The organism is Sunxiuqinia elliptica, from assembly GCF_900113005.1.
Classification (GTDB): Bacteria; Bacteroidota; Bacteroidia; order Bacteroidales; family Prolixibacteraceae; genus Sunxiuqinia; species Sunxiuqinia elliptica.
Map to the genome: position 1 here is coordinate 271285 of NZ_FONW01000002.1, position 15923 is coordinate 287207.

Consider the following 15923-nt stretch of genomic DNA (forward strand, 5'->3'; position numbering starts at 1 on the left):
CTTGTCCACAAAAAATAAAGAGTCCACACAAAAGCATAATCACAGATATAAACTATATTTGTCATGTTTTAAAAAAATGTGAGTATAAATAATTTTTCTGACCCAAATAGCCAACGATGACCGAAGCAGAATATTCAGAGCAGCAAAGCACTAAAAAGAAGACAAAGAAAAAACAGAAGCAAGAAGAGATGTCGTTTCTAGAGCATCTTGAAGAGTTGAGATGGCACATCATCAGAGCTTTTTTAGCGATTGTTATTTTTGCAATTCTGGCCTTTATTAATAAAGATTTTATTTTCGACACCGTTATTTTTAACCCGAAAACTCCGGATTTCTGGACAAACCAGATGTTTGCAAAGCTTGCAGAGTTAACCGGAGTCGAAGGACTTCGAATTAACAGTACAGAGTTGCAACTAATCAGTATTAAAATGGCCGATAATTTCATGACGCACATCATGACCTCTATCGTTGCAGGTTTGATTGTATCTTCTCCTTATGTTTTTTTCGAGGTTTGGCGCTTTATTAGTCCGGCACTATACGAGAACGAGCGAAGACACTCGGGTGGGGCAGTCGTTTACATGTCTCTTTTGTTTATTACGGGCGTATTGTTCGGTTACTTCTTGATTGTTCCCTTATCCATTCACTTTTTAGGTTCATACTCTATCTCCAGTGAAGTGGTGAACCAGATTAATATGCGTTCATATATTGGAACAGTTACCTCGATTAGCTTGGCTAGCGGTGTTATTTTTGAATTACCAATATTTGTTTACTTCTTGAGTAAAATTGGTATTTTGACACCTGATTTGATGAAAAAATACCGACGACATGCTTATGTTGCTTTGCTGTTGTTGTCAGCAATTATTACTCCGCCGGATGTGTTTAGCCAAATAATGGTTTGTTTCCCCTTGGTGTTTTTATACGAAGTCGGAATAATTATTTCGAAACGAGTAAATAAAAAGGCTGAGGAGGATTTAGAAGCCTTATAATAATCAACGTAAGGAGACGTTTTAGTTTTCAATTGAAAATAAAGAAAATCGAATAGATGAAGTTACGAGCCGATAATATTGTAAAGAAATACCGGAAACGAACAGTTGTAAAAGGGGTCTCATTTGAGCTTAATCAAGGAGAAATCGTTGGACTTTTAGGGCCGAATGGAGCAGGGAAGACAACTTCTTTCTATATGATTGTCGGGTTGATTCAACCGCTTTCAGGGCATGTATATCTGGACGCAGAGGATATTACAGGTTTGCCGGTGTATAAGCGAGCCCAGCGAGGGATTGGTTACTTGGCCCAGGAAGCATCTGTTTTTCGTAAGTTAAGTATTGAAGACAACCTGCGGGCCGTGTTGGAAATGACCAGTTATACAAAAGAGTTTCAGCGAGAGAAACTGGAGTCGTTAATTGAAGAGTTTGGCTTGCAACATATCCGAAAAAGTAAAGGGTTCCAATTGTCGGGAGGAGAGCGCCGGCGGACGGAAATTGCACGTGCTTTGGCTATTGATCCAAAATTTATTTTGCTGGATGAGCCATTCGCTGGGGTGGACCCAATTGCTGTGGAAGATATTCAGGAGATTGTAAGAAAGCTAAAAGAAAAGAATATTGGCGTGTTGATTACGGACCATAATGTGCACGAGACATTGTCGATTACCGATCGCTCGTATTTGCTTTTTGAAGGCTCTATTTTGAAAGCAGGTACTGCGGAAGATTTGGCTAATGATGAAGATGTACGTCGGGTTTACTTGGGACAGAACTTCACCTTACGCTAAAAAATCCCCTTCTCGGTTAAAAAAAATCGAAAAAAATTAAATCGAGTGTTGGGGGAATAAAAAAAATAACATACATTTGCACCGCAATTAGCGGACGTGGCGGAATTGGTAGACGCGCTAGACTTAGGATCTAGTGTCTTTGACGTGGGGGTTCGAGTCCCTTCGTCCGCACAACGGAAAGAATAACCGCAATGCTTGATTCCCAAAATCCGAGCATGCGGTTTTTATTGATTTATAGGCTTTAGTTTAACTTGATAAAATAAGTTAACTGTTTGGTTATTTGAACTTTTTCCAACTTTATTAAGCGGAATTATATGAATATTACAAAAGAGAACATCAACGAGCTAAATGCGATTGTTACTGTCAAAATCGAAAAAAGCGATTACGAAGCAACAGTTAACGAACAACTAAGAGAATATCGTAAAAAAGCCAACATGCCAGGATTCAGACCAGGAAAGGTACCTGCCGGATTGGTGAAAAAGATGTATGGAAAAGCTATTTTGGCCGAAGAGGTAAACAAGATGTTGTCTCAAAATTTGACCAAATTTATTGTTGATGAGAAACTCAATATTTTGGGTGAACCGCTACCAAACGAAGAAAAAACTCCAGAATTTGATTGGGAAAAAACAGAAGATTTTGAATTTGCATTCGATGTAGCTGTTGCTCCTGAAATTGAAGTGAAGTTTGATAAGCGCAAAAAGTATCCTTACTACTTGATTCAAGTTGATGACGAGATGATTGATCAGCAAGTTGAATCATATACGGGTCGTTTTGGTGAAAACGAAACAGTGGATGCGGTAGAAGAGAAAGATACGATTCGCGGAAACTTCGTTCAATTGGATGCTGAAGGAAATGAGTTGGAAGAAGGCATCAAAGCAGAGCAGGTGATTATCGCTGTTGATCTGATGAAAGATGAAGAGGTTAAGAAAGCGATTCAAGGTAAAAAAGCTGGTGACACCATTGTTTTCGACCCAGTAAAGGTTTATGAAAACAAACACGAAGTAGGTCACATGTTGAATATTTCTCACGAAGAGGCTGAGAATATCGAAGGTGACTTTAAATTCACAATTTCAGAGGTGTTGCGATTCAAAAAAGCTGAAGTGAACGAAGAATTGTTCAAGAAAGCGTTTGGTGAAGACACTGAAATCAAAACAGAAGAAGAATTCCGGAATAAACTGAGAGCTGACATTGAAGAGCAGTTGAAGTATTCCAGCGATTATAAATTCACAATTGATAGCCGCGACATCCTGGTTGAAAAAATCAGCATGGAATTGCCTGAAGAGTTCTTGAAGCGTTGGTTGAAAGAAACAAACAATGAACTAACAGAAGAGCAAATTGAAGCGGATTTCGATAACTTCATGAAAGACTTGCGTTGGCAGTTGATTAAAGACCGCGTAGCGAAAGACAACGAGGTTAAAATTGAGCAGGAAGATGTGAAGGCTATGGCAAAAGAAATTGCTGCAATGCAATTCCGTCAATATGGAATGTTTAGCATGCCTGATGAGCAATTGAGTGCATACGCTGATCAAATTCTTCAAAACGAAGAAGAAAGAAGAAGAATCACAACTCGTGTTCAAGAAGAAAAAATTATGGCCATCATCAAAGAAAATGTAAATATGGATGAAAAGGCAATTAGTCAAGAAGATTTTAACAAATTACTCGAAAAATAATATTGCTGCGACTTAAGTCAATAGCATAAATTTTTAACTTTGTAAAAACCGGCATTGTCCTAAACTGTTATAAACAGGAGAGGATTTGAGAAACCGGCTTTTACAAAGTTTTTTTTTAAACTAGAATTTATCAAAATGAGCGATAAAAAAGAATTTAACAAATATGCCCGCGGACACATGGGAATCAGTAGTTTGACAATGCATCGTTACGATTCTTTGTTCACCAATAGTTTAACACCATATATTATCGAAGAAAGACAGTTGAATGTCGCTTCGATGGATGTGTTCTCGCGATTGATGATGGATCGGATCATCTTCTTGGGTACACCTATTGATGATTATATCGCTAACATTATTCAGGCTCAGCTATTATTTCTGGAATCAACTGATCCGGGTAAGGACATTCAGATTTATTTCAACAGTCCTGGAGGATCGGTTCATGCAGGTTTAGGTATTTACGATACGATGCAGTACATTTCTCCGGATATTGCTACAATCTGTACGGGTATGGCAGCATCAATGGGTGCAGTGCTCTTAACAGCAGGAACGAAAGGAAAACGCTCAGCGTTGAAACACTCGCGTATCATGATTCACCAGCCGATGGGTGGCGCTCAAGGACAGGCCTCAGATATTGAGATTACAGCACGCGAAATATTGAAACTGAAAAAAGAACTATACGATATCATTGCCAAACACTCTGAAAATCCTTACGATCAGGTTGAAAAAGATGCCGACCGCGATTACTGGATGACTTCGGAAGAAGCAAAAGAATATGGCATGATCGATGATATTTTAGTAAGAAGTTAATAAGCTAAGAGGAAGAGGAGTTAATCATGGATAGATGTTCTTTTTGCGGAAAAGAGAAGAAGGATACCAACCTGTTGATCGCTGGTATGGATGGTCACATTTGCGACCACTGTATTGAGCAAGCTTATGCCATTGTTGAGGAAGAATTCAAAAAAGACAGTGAGTTTGATCTCAATGGCTTGAAGCTTTTGAAACCAAAAGAAATTAAAGAGTTCTTGGATCAATATGTTATCGGTCAGGATCAGGCAAAACGTATCCTTTCGGTAGCGGTGTATAACCACTATAAACGCTTGACGCAAAAAGTCAGCAGTGATGAAACCGAAATCGAGAAGTCAAATATCATCTTGGTTGGACAAACTGGTACCGGAAAAACTTTGTTGGCGCGGACCATTGCTAAAATGTTGCATGTTCCGTTTACCATTGTTGATGCCACGGTTCTTACCGAAGCTGGTTATGTGGGAGAAGACATTGAGAGTTTGTTAACTCGCTTGCTGCAAGCTGCCGATTACAATGTTGAAGCAGCTGAGCGTGGTATTGTTTTCATCGATGAGCTGGATAAGATTGCCCGCAAGGGAGATAATCCTTCGATTACTCGAGATGTTTCTGGAGAAGGCGTTCAGCAAGGTCTATTGAAGTTGCTGGAAGGAGCTGTTGTGAATGTTCCTCCTCAAGGAGGGCGTAAGCATCCGGAACAAAAGATGATTCCGGTAAATACGAAGAACATTCTTTTTGTGTGTGGTGGTGCTTTTGATGGTATTGAGAAAAAAATCTCAAAGCGTTTGAATACAGCAGTTGTTGGTTTTGGAGCACAAAAACAAATCGATAACCTGGACCGTGAGAATATGCTGCAGTACATTTCTCCACAAGATTTAAAAAGCTTTGGATTGATCCCTGAAATCATTGGACGATTGCCGGTATTGGCCTACTTGGAACCACTGGATCGTCAGGCATTGAGAAACATTCTTACTGAGCCTAGAAACTCAATTATTAAGCAATACATTAAGCTGTTTAAGTTGGATGATATTGAGTTGAGCTTCGATGATGACGCCTTGGAATTTATTGTAGATAAGGCTGTGGAATTCAAACTAGGAGCAAGGGGGTTGAGATCGATCTGCGAAAGTATCATGATTGATGCCATGTTTGACAGTCCATCGGACGGAATTAAAGAGCTTGTGATTACGCGCGATTATGCAACGCAAAAGATTGATCCAAGTAGCACACAACGATTAAAAGCAAGTTAAAATAAAACCAAAGCCGGACTATAATCCGGCTTTTTTGTCTTACTTTTCCAGTACTGGTATGATCCGATTCAAAAATGTTTCACTCAAATTGGGTGGAAAACAATTGTTGAAAACGTTTAACCTCCGGATTAACAGGGGAGACAAAGTGTTGTTGGCAGCTCAGTCCGGCAGCGGAAAAACCAGTTTACTACGTTTATTATTAGGATTTATTGACCCGGACGAGGGAAGAATCTTTTGGGGAAAGAAAGAGATAACTCCTGAGACCATTCGAAAAATTCGTACCCAAATTGCTTATTTGAGCCAGGATGTCGACTTTCCAAATGGAAAAGTGAAGGACGTTTTTCAAGAGATTTTTGAATTTGATAGGAACAGACATCTGAATTACCGTCCCGAAATGCTTGTTGAAAAGCTACAGGAATTTGATCTGTCGGAGGGGTTGTTGGAAAAAAATACCAGTATGATTTCTGGTGGCGAACGCCAACGCTTGGGGTGGATTCTTATTCAGCTGCTCGACCGCCCTCTACTACTTCTGGATGAACCAACTTCGGCAATGGACGAGAAACAAAAGCAACGTTTTATCGATTACATTGCTAAGACTAAGAAAACAGTTATTTGTGTCAGTCATGATTCGGACTGGCAACTCCCTGAAATGAAAGTTATCACTACCTTGTTGTCATGAATGCCGTAAATATACCGGTAAGTGGTTTGGTCTTTGGGCTGCTGATGGTCTTGCCTACTTTGCTGCTGGTTGCTTATTTTCGCTTAGGCTTTGGCAAGCAGCTTTTAGTGGCTGTTGTACGTATGTTGCTTCAGTTAGGCTTGGTTGCTTTTTATTTGAAATACATTTTTTTATTGGATAACCTTTGGGTGAATTTGGTATACGTTTTCCTGATGGTATTCTTTGCCGCTGTTGCCGGTATTAAGAATGCTTCACTACGATTAAAAAAGCTCTTAGTCCCAACCTTTTTGGCAATGCTTTTTCCTACGCTAATCACCTTGCTTTTTTTTAATGGGGCGATTATTCAAATTACACCAGTATGGAAGGCTGAAATCTTAATTCCTATAGCTGGCTTAATGCTTGGTAATACATTGAAATCAAATATCGTTGCACTAAAAACTTTTTTCATGCTAGCCCGTAAAGAGCAGAAGATATATTTATTTTTATTGGGAAATGGGGCTAGTAAGAAAGAAGCTGCCCGTCCTTTCCTGAAAGAAGCTATTCGGACTGCTATGGCACCCAATCTGGCAACGATGGCAACCATTGGTCTGGTTTCTCTGCCTGGTGTTATGACGGGGCAAATCTTGGGAGGTTCTGATCCGGTTTTGGCTGTGAAGTATCAAATCATGGTGATGTTGGCTATTTTCTTCAATAGTTTGCTCAGTAATATTCTTCAGTTGCTTTTTGTGCTCAGGCAAGGTTTTGATGAAAGAGACCAGCTGATCCCCGAGATTGAAAATTGATCAGTTGAGAGCTTCCGCCTGATCTTTGGCAATTAACAATCATTAAGAAGGGCTTTTCTTGTCTCCTTAAACCATTGTTGGAAGCTGCTGTTTTACAATCAGAATTAGTAATCAAAATGATTTGAAGAGATGATTTGGAAGCAGCTAATCGCAATATTACTTGTAGCCTTTACAGGCTTGTCAGGAATAGCTCAGGAACATGAGCTAAAGCCCTTGGGACTTAATCTTGAAAATTACGACTATCCATTCGATGTAAACTATTTTGAGCTAGAGTCGCATAATGGTACTTATCAGATGGCATACATGGATGTTCGGCCTGCTCATGACAATGGACAGACGATTGTCTTGTTGCACGGGAAGAATTTTAACGGTGCTTATTGGGAAGAGACGGCACAACGCCTTGTTGCCGAGGAAGGATTTCGGGTGATTATTCCTGACCAAATTGGCTTTGGAAAATCAACCAAACCTGATTCTTATCCTTATACTTTTCAGCAGTTGGCAATGAACACAAAGGCTTTGTTGGATACGTTAGAAATAGAACGGGCAAGTATCTTAGGGCATTCAATGGGAGGCATGTTAGCTAGCCGGTTTGCCTTGATGTTTCCTGAACTAACGAGTCGCTTGATTCTGGTCAATCCAATTGGTTTGGAAGATTGGAAGTTGAAAGTGCCTTATCAGCCAGTGGAGTGGTGGTACGAGTTCGAGTTAAAGAAAGATTACGAAGCGATTCGGCAGTATCAGTTGAAGAGCTATTACGATAATAAATGGCGATCGGAGTATGATCAGTGGGTGAACTTATTGGCTGGCTGGACCTTGAGTATTGACTACCCCAAAATAGCATGGAATGCTGCTTTGACCTATGATATGATTTTTACGCAGCCTGTGTGCTATGAATTTGAAAACATACAGGTCCCTACTTTACTAATTATTGGGCAACGTGACCGGACGGCTTTGGGAAAGCCATTGGTTGATGAAAAGACCCGGGAAACCATGGGATTGTATCCCGAGTTAGGCCGTTTAACACATCAGAAGATTCCGAATAGTCAGTTGGTTGAGTTGGATGATGTTGGTCATCTTCCCCATATTGAGGCCTTTGGTCGCTTTATCGATCCGCTAATCAAATTTTTGAAGGAAGATTAAGCTATTCGTCTAAATATTTTTGTGGTAACTCCTTGCTGGCCTTGGCTCCTAGCTCGCGCAGTTTTTCTGCTGAACGTACCAGGTTGCCTCGCCCATCATTGAGCTTATTCATGGCTAAGTCGTAATTTTTACGCATCTGTTCCATGTTGTTGCCAATTTTCTCGAGGTCACCAATAAAGCTGACAAACTTATCGTAGAGGGCTCCTCCCTGACGCGCAATCTCGATCGCATTGCGGGTTTGGTTTTCCTGCTGCCAGATAGAGGCAATGGTGCGTAAGGTGGCCAAAAGTGTTGATGGGCTCACGATGACGACCTTGTTGTCCCATGCGTAAGAAAAGAGATCTTGATCAGCTTCGATAGCAACACTAAAGGAAGACTCAATGGGTACAAAAAGCAAAACAAAATCGGGACTGTTTATCCCTTGTGCCGTTTGATAGTGTTTGTCGCTAAGTAGTTTAATGTGGCTTTTGATACTGACCAAGTGGTCTTTGATGTGTTTTACACGTTCGTTATCGTCCGTTGCATTTACCCATCGCTCGTAGGCAACTAAAGACACTTTGGAGTCAACAATGATGTGTTTTTGTTCAGGCAAGTGAATGACGATATCAGGTTGCAGGCGAGAGCCGTTTTCACCAACAACGCTAAATTGTTTTTCATATTCTCGCCCTTCGGCAAGGCCTGACCGTTCAAGAATACGCTCAAGGATAACTTCGCCCCAATTACCTTGTTTCTTAACATCCCCTTTTAAGGCCTTTGTTAGGTTACTGGCTTCATCACTGATTTTTAGGTTGAGGTCATGCAACTTTTTTAGTTCGGCTTTCAAGTCGGTTTGGTCCTTCAGGCCTTTCTCATAGGTGTCTTCAACTTTCTTTTCAAATAGCTGAATTTTTTCCCTAAGTGGTGTCAGAATTTCACTGATGTTTTTCTGGTTGGTTTGAGTAAATTCCAGTGAGTTTTGTTTCAGTATTTTATGGGCAACATTCTCAAATTCCGTTGTGAATTTCTTTTGCAAATCTTCCATTTCTTGCTTCTGAGAAGTCAGTTTCTCCCTGAGGTTGGCAAACTCTACTTCAGCTTTAGCTAGTCTCTGAGTCTGTTGGTCGTTCTCGCTTTCTTTTGCTTGTAGCTTTTCCGATAGTCTTTCTTTGTCATCCTGTAAATAGGTAACACGCTCTTCGAGTTGAGCTTTATTTTTTTCAAACTCATTTTTGGCAAGTAATAGCTCATTTTCTGAGTTTTTCGATTTCAATTTCGATTGCAGAAAAGCAAGGGCAAAACCAATAAGCAGCCCAGCAACGAGATAGATGATTTCCATGTTAACCAGATTTGACCGATAAAAGTACGAAGAAGAATGTAAAGCAGAAAGAGGCTCTTTTCGAAAATCAGCTTAAACTTTTAGAGATTGATTTGAGCGCGAATGAGTTTTTCCTATTTTAGCCTTTCAAAATAAAAACTTGATTTTTTATGGATGTTAAAATTGAATCCAGTTGGAAAGAAGTACTAGCCGATGAGTTTAATAAAGAATATTTTGAGTCGCTAACTGAGTTTGTTCATCAGGAATATCGGACTCAAAAAATATATCCGCCGGCTAAGTTGATTTTCAATGCTTTTGATCAATGTCCATTTGATCAGGTTAAAGTTGTTATTCTGGGACAGGATCCTTACCACGGTCCAGGACAGGCTCATGGTTTGTGCTTTTCGGTGAATGACGATATCCGTTTTCCACCGAGCTTACGCAATATTTTTAAAGAGCTGCAGCAAGATGTCGGGAAGGAAGTTCCAACAACGGGAAACCTCACCAGCTGGGCACAGCAAGGCGTGTTGCTTTTGAATGCTACCTTAACCGTTCGAGCTGCACAGGCCGGATCTCATCAGAAAAAGGGGTGGGAGACATTTACTGATGCCGTTATTGATAAAGTCAATCAACTGAAAGAAAATGTGGTGTTTATTTTGTGGGGAAGTTATGCCATTCGGAAAGGGGAATTCATTGACCAGAATAAGCATTTGGTGCTGACCTCTGTGCATCCCTCACCCTTATCAGCGAGTCGTGGTTTTTTTGGGAATAATCATTTTAGCAAAACCAATAGCTTTTTGGTTGAGCATGGTTTAGAGCCTGTTCAGTGGTAAGACGCGTGTGCTTATACCGGAATGCTAAAGAAAAATGTTGAACCTTCGCCGGGTTTTGATTGAAGCCATATTTGCCCATCGAGTGCTTCAACAAACGATTTGGCAATGGATAGGCCTAATCCGCTACCACCGTATTTTCGGGTGTTGCCTTCTTCGACCTGTCTGAAACGTTCAAAAATAACGGGATGCTTCTCTTCCGGAATCCCGATTCCGGTATCTCTGACATGAAAGTGGAGTGTTCCGTTTTGGCGGCGAACACCATATTCAACAAATCCTTGAGAGGTGAACTTTAGTCCGTTGGAAATAAGGTTTGTTAAAATTTGGGTAAGCTTAGAGGCATCCGTTGTTAACTCGCAACAGTTTTCAGGGATTTCAAGTTGTTTTAGATGAATACGCTTGCGTTCAAAATCTTCTTGTAAAATCGAATTGACATAGTTAAAGATGTGCTCCAGCTCCACTTCTGTTTTATTAACAAAGACCTGGTTAGCTTCAATTAAAGAGATATCAACAATGCTGTTGATAATATGCATCAGTTGTTCGCATGAGTTTTGAATGGTCCGAACATATTTTGCTTGTTTGATTGGATCGTCGGAACGAATGAGTAGTTCGGAAAATCCAACAATTCCATTCATTGGGGTTCGAACTTCGTGGCTCATGTTCGAAAGGAAAACTGATTTAAGGTGGTCACTTTCTTCTGCTTTCTGCTTGGCAATGCGAAGTTCTTTATTTTGCTGTTTTAATGCTTCCTGAGCTTCTGCTAAGATTCTTTTTTCCTCAGCTTCATTTAAAGCCCTATCGATTGAAGAGGTAAGCCGCGCCATGCGATCTTTCAAAATGTAGTCAACTGCTCCTTGTTTTAAAAGGTCTACTGCTTTTTCTTCACCGATAGTCCCTGAGATACAAATAAAAGGAATGTCCGGACAGTGTTTTTGAGCTATCGCAAGGGCTGTAGGAGCATCAATGTCCGGAAGATTGTAGTCTGATAAAATAATGTCCAATGATTTTTTACTCAATAAGACTTCTTCAAATGCTTGGCGGTCATCTACGCTGGTAAAATCAAGCAGATAAGCCTCTTCAAGAATGGTTCGGAGAAGCTCAACGTCCAGTTTTGAATCTTCCAGATAAAGTACCCGGAGTGCACTGTTTTGTTTCTTGGTTTCCATTAATTGTTGGTTACGGATGTTTGTTAATTAATCCCCAAAATAATCCCAGTTGTTTGATTGCTCCAACAAACTCATTCAAATCAACTGGTTTAACTACGTAGGCATTGACACCGAGGTCATAACTACGTATTAGATCTTCTTCCTCTTGAGAGGAGGTTAGCATAACAACCGGAAGGCGCTTAAGTTCGGGAGATTGACGAATAACTGCCAATGTTTCAAGGCCATCCATTTTTGGCATATGCAGATCGAGCAGAAGCACGGCCGGTAGGCCCGGAGTTCGGTCGCTGTATTGGCCTTTTTGCTCTAGGTATTCCAGAGCTTCAGCACCGTCTTTTACCCTGACGAGGGCATTTAAGAGATTGTTTTCTCGGAGTGCCTCCATGGTTAAGGCAGCATCCTTCGGATCATCTTCCGCAAGTAGTATGGTTTTTAGTTCCATGGATCTTTATTTATTGGTGATTTTTGGTAAGCTAAAGTAAAATGTGGCTCCTTCGCCAGCTTGGCTCTTAGCCCATATTTCTCCGTGATGACGAACGATTATTTTGCGAACAATTGCTAGTCCGATTCCAGTTCCTTCATAATCCTCAGAAGAGTGTAAGCGCTGGAATGTTTTGAATAGTTTGTGGCTGTATGCTTCATCAAAACCGACACCATTATCTTTTACCTGAAAGATAAACTGCTTTTTCTGCTGTTGATAACTAATCTCAACTTTTGAGATTTTTTGGTTTGATGAGTATTTGATGGCATTGCTCAAGAGGTTGATCCAAACTTGTCTCAGTAAGTTACGGTCTCCATAGACTTCAGGAAGAGCGGAGATCGTCCAATCAACTTTTTGGTCAGGGAAAGACTCTGCTGTAGTAGCTTGTACCTCTTTCACCAGTTTGCTCATGTTAATTTTGGTACGGTTCAAGTCGGAACGAATAATTCTTGAAAAGTTGAGTAAATCCTGAATAAGCTGGTTCATCTCCTGAGTAGATTGCTTGATGTAGTTTAGGTAAACAGGTCCTTGCCCTGTTAAGTCAGCTAGGTTTTTTTTGACAAGTAAGTCGGCAAAACCGGAGATATGTCGCAGTGGAGCACGTAAATCATGCGAAACTGAATAGGTAAATGCTTCCAGTTCTTCGTTCAGAGCTTTTAATTCTAAATTACTTTTTTGAAGTTCAGTGGTTCGTTCTGTCACTTTATGCTCAAGAGTTTTATTCAAGACATTGAGTTCTTTGATGATTTCTTTCTCGCGGTGAATTAACCAGCTAATGATATAAGCAATACAAAAGAGAATAAATATCGTGAAGAGTAAACTAAGTCGAAACAAACGATTCATTTCCTGGAGTGCCTGGATCTTTGTGGTCGGAATATTAGCGACCAATAACCATTGACTTTCTGGAGATCCAGCTAATTCATCTTCCTGAAAAAGCTTGTTGTTTTTTAGATCAAAACCTAGTGAAAACTTCCGGAATACAATTAACCGGTCGTTATTCAAAACTTCTCCTTGAGCATTGTTTTGGAGTTGTTCCCACGCCAAAGGGTAAAAGGTGGAAAACTTTTCATTTTGATGTTCTTTAAACATGAATCCAAAAGGGACGTGTTCATCATTTGAAGTAAGCCAGTAACCTTCTTGATTTAGCAATATGATATCTCCTTCAAGGTTTGTATTTCTATTGATAAGCCACTGGAATAAGCTGTTCAGGTACTGATTAATAACTAATATACCAGCAGGGCGATCATCGGATTGATAAATTGGTTTGCAAAACCGAATGACGGCTTGATGTGGCACTTCTATCGTTCCATGTTCAACATTTAGATCAACTGGGGAAACGTAGACCTGGCCTTGCTTTAACTGCCTGGACCGTATAAAGTAGTAGCGGTCACTTTTGTTCTGAAGTTGATCAGCATTCACCAAGTGTAAGCTATCCAGGTGCCAATTGAATCGAATTTTTTCCATGCCTTCCCAGTCCAGAAAGCGGACTTGCCGGTAGTTCCAATTTTGTTGGGCTAAGGGTTGCATCGTTCTGAGTAAGTCTTTTTGAGCTTGCAGGTCAGAAGTGCCCAGGTAATCTAGAAATGATGCATTCAATGCCAGGTAGTTCAAGTCTTTTATGGTAGATGCAAACATTGCTCGGATGAGCTCACTTTGTTGGAAAAGGTGTTCGGAAAAGGTGGTTTTGGTTGAATCCAGAATTCGGCTCTTTTCTTTTTGATAAACATAGAACGATAAACTTCCAATTAAAATTAGAAGGAAGGAAAAAATCGGAATGAATACAGCTAAAAATGTTCTTTTGAAAAGTAATTTCATCAGTTCCTGTTTGTTAGTGAAAAATGCTGTTACCGTTCGCCTAACACCTTTTTAGCAAAAAAAGAACCTTCATCTTCTACTGAGGTAATACAGATTTCCCATAAAAATAATAAAAAAGACTATTAAATCTTAATTTTGAAAGATGTTATTTGACAATAAAATCAAAAAGTGAAATAAAGTAAGTTCGAAGATAGAGCTGGAGAGATTAATTGGAGGGGTTTACAGTCGGTTGATAATTAACTTGTCAGCTTATTTGTAGTAGTGTAAAAGCAAAAGAAAAAGCCGCCTGCAAACATTTTGCAAACGGCTTTATTTACAGAGAAAATATTTTTATTTACCATTTATAAACGATGGAATTAATATTCATTCCGGCACCAACAGAGCAGAGGATGATGTAGTCTCCTTCATTGATTTCTTGCCCTTCCATTTGACCTTTAACAATCAGATCAAGCAGAGTAGGAACCGTTGCTGTTGATGAATTGCCTAGCTTATTGATGCTCATTGGCATAATTCCTGCAGGGATTTCTTTTTCCTTGTATAGCTTAAATACGCCTTTTAAAATAGCTTCATCCATTTTTTCATTGGCTTGGTGGATCAGCACTTTTTTAACGTCGCTTAACTGGAGGCCTGCTTTATCAAGGCTGTCTTTTACTACACCCGGAACATGGCTGATCGCATAGATGTATAGCTTGCGTCCCGCCATCTTAATAAAAAGATCATCACCTTCAAAGTCTGGATTCTGAGAAGAACCAAAAGTCAATAAGTTGGCATATGGATTAGAATCTGATCGGCTGCTGTGAGCGATGATTCCTGTTGGTGTTTCACTTTCAACTGCTTCAACAATTGTTGCACCTGCTCCGTCAGAGAAGATCATGGTATCTCTGTCGTGTGGATCAGAAATACGAGAAAGCGTATCCGATCCGATGACGACCCCGCGTTTAAAAGTGCCACTTCGCAAGTAGGCGTCGGCAATAATCATGCTCTGTGTCCATCCTGGACAGCCCGAAATAACATCATGGCAGATGCATGCCGGATTTTTAATGTCTGTTAGTTTTTTTACTCGGTTAGCAAGCCCCGGTAAAGTATCGACGGAAGTATTTCCTGGACGCACATCGCCAAAGTTGTGTCCAAAAATGATGAAATCAAGCGTTTCCTTGTCAATTCCAGCCGATTCGCAAGCATTTAGAACAGCCGATGCTGCCATGTCAGAGTTTACTTGATTGTCGTCGATCCAACGGCGCTCTTCAATATTGGTAATCTCATGGAACTTTTGGATAATTTCTTCATTGCTTTTATCAAACGGTTTTCTTGAGGATGGATCATAGAATTCATAGTCAAGGAAATAATCGTTTTTGATTACTTTTGGAGGAATGTAACTCCCTGTTCCAATAATTTTTGTGTATAACTTTTTAGCCATAACGATCAATTCTTAGGCTTTTCGCCCGGACCTTTATAAGTTTTCAATTCAAATTTGTTGCCGTCAAAAACTCCATACGAGAAATGAGTAATCCAATCACCCAAATTAATGTACCTGGACTTTTTTCCAAGAGGCAAATCTAATAACAAATGACGATGACCGAAAATAAAATAATCAACTTCTTCTTGTTCGAGTACTGATTTTGCAAAAAGATAAAGTCCTTCGGCATCCTCTCCTTTAAATGGAACAAACATGCCTTTAGACAACCTACTTTTCTTTGACCATGCGTGCGCCAGCCTGATTCCGACATCGGGATGGAGCCAGGAGTTGAGCCATTGTAAAAAGCGGTTAGTAAATAATTTTTTCAGAAAGTGATAACCTTTGTCATAAGGATCCAAGCCGTCACCATGAGCTAGAAAAAACTTTTTCCCAGAGAGTGTAACTCGCATTTCTTCGCGGTGAAGTTGGAAGCCGATTTCTTTTGGGAGGTAATCAAATACCCAAACATCATGGTTTCCTGTAAAAAAGTGGATGGGAATTCCTGAATCACTTAATTCCGCGAGCTTTCCTAAAAAACGAGTAAATCCACGAGGGGCCACTGTTTTATATTCAAACCAATAGTCAAAAATATCCCCCATCAAAAAGAGGGCCGCAGCATCTTGTTTGATTTCATCCAGCCAACGCACTAAAAGTTTTTCTCGCTCCAAGTTATTTGATAGGGCGGGAGCTCCTAGGTGGGTGTCTGAAATGAAATATATTTTACCTTGATAATCAGTCAATATTCTATGTGTTTCGTGTTGGAAAAATCGGACAAATATACCAGTAAAAAGTTAAGTTTCAAG

The 15923-nt window shown here is 40.0% G+C and carries 15 protein-coding genes and 1 tRNA gene; 10 read left to right on the forward strand and 6 right to left on the reverse strand.

The window, feature by feature from the left end; genetic code table 11:
• The first annotated feature begins 116 nt into the window (after nucleotides 1–116).
• The 9 genes from tatC (at nucleotide 117) to BM156_RS05855 (ending at nucleotide 8081) form a co-directional block, all read left to right on the forward strand.
• Entirely contained in the window at nucleotides 117–983 is an 867-nt protein-coding gene (gene tatC, locus BM156_RS05815; protein ID WP_093918900.1) for a twin-arginine translocase subunit TatC, read from the forward strand.
• A 56-nt stretch (nucleotides 984–1039) separates the two neighbouring features.
• Nucleotides 1040–1762 (forward strand): LPS export ABC transporter ATP-binding protein, encoded by a 723-nt coding sequence (lptB, locus tag BM156_RS05820; RefSeq protein WP_093918901.1) that lies wholly within the window; start codon nucleotides 1040–1042, stop codon nucleotides 1760–1762.
• 90 nt (nucleotides 1763–1852) lie between these two features.
• A tRNA-Leu gene (locus tag BM156_RS05825) sits at nucleotides 1853–1933 on the forward strand.
• Between the two features lie 143 nt (nucleotides 1934–2076).
• Nucleotides 2077–3432, forward strand: coding sequence for a trigger factor (tig, locus tag BM156_RS05830; RefSeq protein ID WP_093918902.1), 1356 nt, complete (start codon nucleotides 2077–2079; stop codon nucleotides 3430–3432).
• Between the two features lie 135 nt (nucleotides 3433–3567).
• A complete protein-coding gene (clpP, locus tag BM156_RS05835; RefSeq protein WP_093918903.1) occupies nucleotides 3568–4239 on the forward strand; it encodes an ATP-dependent Clp endopeptidase proteolytic subunit ClpP in 672 nt (223 codons plus the stop codon).
• Between the two features lie 26 nt (nucleotides 4240–4265).
• A complete protein-coding gene (clpX, locus tag BM156_RS05840; RefSeq protein WP_093918904.1) occupies nucleotides 4266–5480 on the forward strand; it encodes an ATP-dependent Clp protease ATP-binding subunit ClpX in 1215 nt (404 codons plus the stop codon).
• 58 nt (nucleotides 5481–5538) lie between these two features.
• Nucleotides 5539–6159 carry an ABC transporter ATP-binding protein gene (locus tag BM156_RS05845; protein ID WP_139218219.1) on the forward strand — a complete coding sequence of 207 codons (621 nt, stop codon included), beginning with the start codon at nucleotides 5539–5541 and terminating at the stop codon, nucleotides 6157–6159.
• Nucleotides 6156–6941 carry an ABC transporter permease gene (locus tag BM156_RS05850; RefSeq protein ID WP_093918906.1) on the forward strand — a complete coding sequence of 262 codons (786 nt, stop codon included), beginning with the start codon at nucleotides 6156–6158 and terminating at the stop codon, nucleotides 6939–6941. The genes BM156_RS05845 and BM156_RS05850 overlap by 4 nt, the downstream gene beginning before the upstream one ends.
• Nucleotides 6942–7070: 129 nt before the next feature.
• Nucleotides 7071–8081 (forward strand): alpha/beta fold hydrolase, encoded by a 1011-nt coding sequence (locus BM156_RS05855; RefSeq protein ID WP_093918907.1) that lies wholly within the window; start codon nucleotides 7071–7073, stop codon nucleotides 8079–8081.
• A 1-nt stretch (nucleotide 8082) separates the two neighbouring features.
• On the opposite strand, the gene rmuC is transcribed toward BM156_RS05855, so the two are convergent.
• Nucleotides 8083–9396: a DNA recombination protein RmuC gene (gene rmuC, locus BM156_RS05860; RefSeq protein ID WP_093918908.1), complete on the reverse strand. Its 1314-nt coding sequence runs from the start codon at nucleotides 9394–9396 to the stop codon at nucleotides 8083–8085.
• Nucleotides 9397–9545: 149 nt separating this feature from the next.
• Between rmuC and ung the strand changes: the two genes are divergently transcribed.
• On the forward strand, nucleotides 9546–10208 hold the full coding sequence (ung, locus tag BM156_RS05865) for a uracil-DNA glycosylase (protein ID WP_093918909.1): 663 nt from the start codon (nucleotides 9546–9548) through the stop codon (nucleotides 10206–10208).
• A gap of 11 nt (nucleotides 10209–10219) precedes the next feature.
• Here the strand turns inward: ung and BM156_RS05870 are convergent, their stop codons facing one another.
• The 5 genes from BM156_RS05870 to BM156_RS05890 all read right to left on the reverse strand — a co-directional run bounded on the left by BM156_RS05870 (nucleotide 10220) and on the right by BM156_RS05890 (nucleotide 15860).
• Complete coding sequence (locus BM156_RS05870; RefSeq protein WP_093918910.1) at nucleotides 10220–11371, reverse strand: ATP-binding response regulator; 1152 nt, start codon at nucleotides 11369–11371, stop codon at nucleotides 10220–10222.
• A gap of 10 nt (nucleotides 11372–11381) precedes the next feature.
• The gene (locus tag BM156_RS05875) at nucleotides 11382–11810 is read right to left on the reverse strand and encodes a response regulator (RefSeq protein ID WP_093918911.1); all 429 of its coding nucleotides are present in this window, start codon (nucleotides 11808–11810) and stop codon (nucleotides 11382–11384) included.
• Nucleotides 11811–11816: 6 nt separating this feature from the next.
• On the reverse strand, nucleotides 11817–13664 hold the full coding sequence (locus BM156_RS05880; RefSeq protein WP_093918912.1) for a sensor histidine kinase: 1848 nt from the start codon (nucleotides 13662–13664) through the stop codon (nucleotides 11817–11819).
• 334 nt (nucleotides 13665–13998) lie between these two features.
• Entirely contained in the window at nucleotides 13999–15081 is a 1083-nt protein-coding gene (locus BM156_RS05885) for a 3-oxoacyl-ACP synthase III family protein (protein ID WP_093918913.1), read from the reverse strand.
• 5 nt (nucleotides 15082–15086) lie between these two features.
• A complete protein-coding gene (locus BM156_RS05890) occupies nucleotides 15087–15860 on the reverse strand; it encodes a UDP-2,3-diacylglucosamine diphosphatase (protein WP_093918914.1) in 774 nt (257 codons plus the stop codon).
• Nucleotides 15861–15923: the final 63 nt, after the last annotated feature.